This is a genomic window from Spectribacter hydrogenoxidans, from assembly GCF_031846275.1.
Taxonomy (GTDB): domain Bacteria; phylum Pseudomonadota; class Gammaproteobacteria; order Nevskiales; family Salinisphaeraceae; genus Spectribacter; species Spectribacter hydrogenoxidans.
In genome coordinates this window covers 1-4,605 of record NZ_JAVRIB010000034.1, presented here as the reverse complement: position 1 = coordinate 4,605, position 4,605 = coordinate 1, and the positions used below count along the sequence as shown (strand labels likewise).

The window sequence follows — 4,605 nt, the reverse complement described above, 5'->3', positions numbered from 1 at the left end:
TCCCTCTCGATAGAACTCGACTGATCTGTCCAGATCGTCGACGCCCAATGTCACGACCGATATTCTTGCCCTCATCCCTTGGCTCCTTGAGGTATCAAGGCGATTAGATCGAACTCCGCGATACTGTCCGCAACTCCTCCATGGCAACGGTCCGGCCTTTCCCACCCGCGGCATTTCTCCTGCAATGACAGTGACGCTGAAAAGACCATTCCTGCCTGCCTGGAATATCGCCATGTGCGGCCGGGTGAGAGTTTTCCCGGGCATGATTTCCCAATAGCTTTCATTCGGTTTTCTTGCAGCTCTTACTCCGGCCCCTTGCTCCTTCGCATCCAGTTGATCAGCCCGCCTGCGTACAGCAGTTCGATCTGCCGTTTTGACAACGCATGTTCCAACGCCAGCGTATCGCCGTCGAGTCGGGCAGTGACGGTCCCAAGGTCGGTTGCCAGGGCGTCATGCAGCTCCGTTAACTGGATGACGCTGTCCTGTTTGACGGCATCGGCATCCGCCGGCCGGGCGAAGGTGAGTGGTAATACACCGAAGTTGACCAGGTTCTGCCAGTGAATGCGGGCGAAGCTCTTGGCAATGATCACACGCAGGCCGAGATAGCGCGGCGCCAGGGCCGCGTGTTCCCGGGAACTGCCCTGGCCGTAGTTTTCGCCGCCGACAATGGCATGATCGCCGGTGGATTTCGCCCGTGCCGGATATTCGGGGTCGACCTTGTCGTAGACGAAGTTGGCGATCTCCGGAATGTTCGAGCGAAACGGCAATACCTCGGCACCGGCACGCATGATTTCGTCGGTGGAGACGTTGTCGCCAACCTTCAGCAGCACGGGTAGTTCCAGCGTATCCGGCAGGCCCTCGATTTCCGGCAGCGAGGCGATATTGGGGCCCTTGGCCAGGGTGATCTGGCGAGCGATCTCCAGCGGCAGCGGGCCCTGCAGCATGTCTTCGTTGACCACCGGGTCGTCGGGATCGGCTACCTGCGGACAGGCCATATCCAGACTGCGCGGGTCGGTAATCTCGCCCCGCAGGGCACTCGCAACCGCCGTTTCCGGGCTGCACAGGAACACCGAGTCCTCCTGGGTGCCGGACCGCCCCGGGAAGTTGCGCGGCGTGGTACGCAGACTGTTGCGCCCCGTGGCCGGCGCCTGTCCCATGCCGATGCAACCGTTGCAGCCGGCTTGGTGCAGGCGTGCGCCGGCATGGATGAGCGGCGCCAGCAGGCCGTCGCGGGTGAGCGTCTCCAGCATGGCGCGTGAGGTGGGATTGACGTCGAATGACACCTGCGGGTGCACCGTGGCGCCCTCGACCATCCTTGCCGGAACGGCGAAGTCGCGGTAGCCGGGATTGGCGGAAGAGCCGATATAGGCCTGATACAGCGCCTGCCCGGCCACTTCCGATACCGGCACCACGTTGCCCGGCGAGGAAGGCCTGGCGATCAGCGGTTCCAGTTCAGAAAGCTCGATGTGTTCGTCGATGTCATAGCCGGCGCCTTCCTCGGCACGCAGCTCTCGCCAAGCATCCTCGCGTTGCTGCGCACGCAGGTAGCGGCGTGTTTCGTCGTCCGAGGGAAAAACCGTGGTAGTCGCACCCAGTTCGGCGCCCATGTTCGCGATCACGTGCCGATCCATCGCGGATAGGCTGGCCAGACCGGGACCGTAGTACTCGATGATGCGCCCGACACCGCCCTTGACGTCGTGCCGACGCAGCATTTCCAGAATCACATCCTTGGCCGAGACCCAGTCCGGCAGGGCCCCGGTGAGCTTCACGCCCCAGATTTCCGGCATCTTCAGGTAGAACGGCTCGCCGGCCATGGCCAGGGCGACTTCCAGGCCGCCGGCACCAATGGCCAGCATGCCCAGCGCACCCGCCGCGGGCGTATGGCTGTCCGAGCCCAGCATGGTCTTGCCCGGGATGCCGAAGCGCTCCTGGTGCACCGCGTGCGATATACCGTTGCCCGGCCGCGAGAACCAGATGCCGAAGCGCTGGCAGGCGCTCTGCAGGAACAGGTGATCGTCGGGGTTCCTGAAGTCTTCCTGGATGAGATTGTGATCGACGTACTGCGCCGACAGCTCGGTCCGGACCCGGTCGAGGCCCATCGCCTCCAGTTCCAGCATGACCATGGTGCCGGTGGCGTCCTGGGTCAGTGTCTGGTCGATGCGGATGGCGATTTCCTCGCCCGGTTGCATGGTGCCGGAGACCAGATGATCCCCGATGAGTTGCTGGGCAACATTCATCGCTTTCGCTCCTCGCGCTTGACGCTTGGGTTGAATCCAACCCGAGACTAGCAAGAATGCGAACATGCAAATGCCTCGGCAGTCGGTCATTCTAGGGGCCGCCGCGCGGGCCGGATGACGGGCTTCAGGGAAGTTCGGCGCCGCCCCGCTCCTGGCTGCCACATTCGGGGAGTGCGCCGCGGACAAAGGGCCCGCGACAGGCGGCCGCAACTGATGCAGTCCGTGCGCTAAGCTGAGCCGGTCCGAAATACGAACGCGAGGATTACCACGTGGCAATCGACTTCACCCTCACCCCCGAGCAGCTCAAGCTGCAGACCGATGCGCGGGAATTCGCCCGCAACGTGCTCTCCGGCGTGCGCCCGGCCATGGCCGGGCACGACCGGCCGGAACAGCGCTTCTTCGCTACCAAGCCGTTCTTCGATCAGGTGGCCGAGGCCGGCTTCATCCACGCGCTGCTGCCCACCGAGTACGGCGGTGCCGGCTTTCCCAACATCGATCTGGCCATCGCCGCCGAGGAATTGATGGCGGTGGATGTGAGCGTGCCCTCGACCATGCTCGCGGTCGGCCTGGGCCTGCAGCCACTGCTGCTGCACGGCAGCCATGAGCAGAAGCAGCGCTTCCTGCCCGACATCGTCACCGATCCGGCCAACCGGCTGGCCGCCCTGGCCTTCTCGGATGTCGGCGGCGCCGCCAACTTCGACTGCCCCGACCCCGGCGCGGGCATGCAGACCTTCGCCCACCGGGAGGGCGACGAGTGGGTGATCAACGGCAGGAAGCAGTACACCACCAACGGCAGCGGTTGGGACGGCAAGGGCGCGCACCTGTTCTCGGTGGTCTGCCGGGCGGACGAGGCCGGCAACCGCGACATTCCGCCCCAGCAATCTATGGCCGTGATCATGGTGCCGGGCGAGACGCCCGGCATCGAAATCGTCGGCTATCACGACTCGCCCGGCCACCGCGGCGTGGTGTCGCCGATCATGCACTTCAACGACGTGCGCGTGCCGCTGGACAACATCCTGGGCCAGCCCGGGGACGGTATCGAGATCAAGTACAAGACCTTTTCCTGGACCGCCGGCCTGATCGGCGCCGCCTGTGTCGGCGTGATGCGGGCGGCGTTCGAATTCGCCCACGACTTCTGCAAGACCCAGAAACGCGGCGGCGCCGTGCCGGTGATCGACCACCAGAACGCCGGCTACATGCTGGTGGACATGAAGACCCGCATCGAGGCCTGCCGCTACATGGCCTGGAAGGCCTGCGCAGACCTCGATCGCACCCACGGCGCAGCGGAGGAACTGCCGACCATGACTAAGATCTTTGCGTCGGAAACCTGCGTGCAGGTGGTCTACGACGCCATGCGTCTGGTCGGCGTGGACAGCTACACCGACACCACGCCGCTGGCCGGTCTGCTGCAGGACGCCCTGTGCTTCCCCGTGTACGACGGCGGCAACATGGGCATCCGCCGCCGGCGCCTGCACGAACTCATGCGCCGCGACGGCTACGACCCGATGGCGACGGTGCTGCGCGGGGCCTGAGGCCCGATTTCAGTCGAACAGATGCGCTACCAGCCGGTTTCAGGCCAGCGGGTCAAGCGGTTCAATCAAGAAAGCCCTTTGCGTCCTTGCCTCTGGCAGCAGCCTTTGCCGCCCGCTTTTCCTTCAGGGTGCGCGTCGGCTTCTTCTTCTCGACCTTCTTGCGATCCATGCCCTTGCTCATGACGGTGCCTCGGTTGTGTCGGGCGCACTCTCCGGCGTCTGCCGCCGTTCGAGCCGCTTGATGCGTTTCTCTTCCTGCGCGCGGCGCTTGTCGGCTACGCGCTGCTGCTTGTTGAACTTGTAATTGACTCTTGCCATGCCACCTCCCGTGGTTTCGATCCAGTCTAGTCGCAATCAGAGCCGTAAAACGGTGCGGGCGAAAATAAACCGTCATGCCAAACCACACCGTCAGCGCTCGAAACCGGGCCGTGATAGCTGGATGGCTAAGCCCGTGCCTACCTAGCCGGCTGCCATTGGCGGCTGCGCCTTGCGAGTTCCGGATGTGCGCATCGCCCAACCGCGGGCGGTTCGCCAGCGTACCGCTTCGATGACCGGTGATCTCGATGGCCGGGGTGAAGCTGCATCGACCGGGAGACTCGGACAAGGAGTAATGTCCTTGCGTGCCTATTCACCTTGCCGAACCATTCGGCCACAGACCGGGGACCAGGCTGATCACGCGAGGCATACATGATCCGCGGGTGACACAACAGCGAGTCAATCTTGATACCGTGACGCGGATTGCGTTCCGCGCGCCGCATAACCCGCTCGGGCGCCGTGTCGCAGGAGGCAACTCCTGCCAGAATAATACGTTCGATAAGCAAAGGGGAGAACCGATG

At 64.0% G+C, this 4,605-nt stretch carries 3 protein-coding genes; 1 reads left to right on the top strand and 2 read right to left on the bottom strand.

What is annotated here, in order from left to right:
• Window positions 1–302 precede the first annotated feature (302 nt).
• Window positions 303–2,237, bottom strand: a complete 1,935-nt coding sequence (locus tag RM532_RS15680) for an aconitate hydratase (RefSeq protein ID WP_311654281.1) — start codon at window positions 2,235–2,237, stop codon at window positions 303–305.
• Window positions 2,238–2,506: 269 nt separating this feature from the next.
• Here RM532_RS15680 and RM532_RS15675 point away from each other — a divergent pair, with 269 nt between their 5' ends.
• Window positions 2,507–3,769, top strand: a complete 1,263-nt coding sequence (locus RM532_RS15675) for an acyl-CoA dehydrogenase family protein (RefSeq protein WP_311654280.1) — start codon at window positions 2,507–2,509, stop codon at window positions 3,767–3,769.
• A 177-nt stretch (window positions 3,770–3,946) separates the two neighbouring features.
• Here RM532_RS15675 and RM532_RS15670 read toward each other — a convergent pair whose 3' ends face one another.
• Entirely contained in the window at window positions 3,947–4,087 is a 141-nt protein-coding gene (locus tag RM532_RS15670) for a hypothetical protein (RefSeq protein WP_311654279.1), read from the bottom strand.
• Window positions 4,088–4,605 lie beyond the last annotated feature (518 nt).

Coding starts and splice junctions, on each gene's coding strand:
- RM532_RS15680 (WP_311654281.1), bottom strand. CDS start 2,237: ATGAATGTTGCCCAGCAACTCATCGGGGATCATCTGGTCTCCGGCACC.
- RM532_RS15670 (WP_311654279.1), bottom strand. CDS start 4,087: ATGGCAAGAGTCAATTACAAGTTCAACAAGCAGCAGCGCGTAGCCGAC.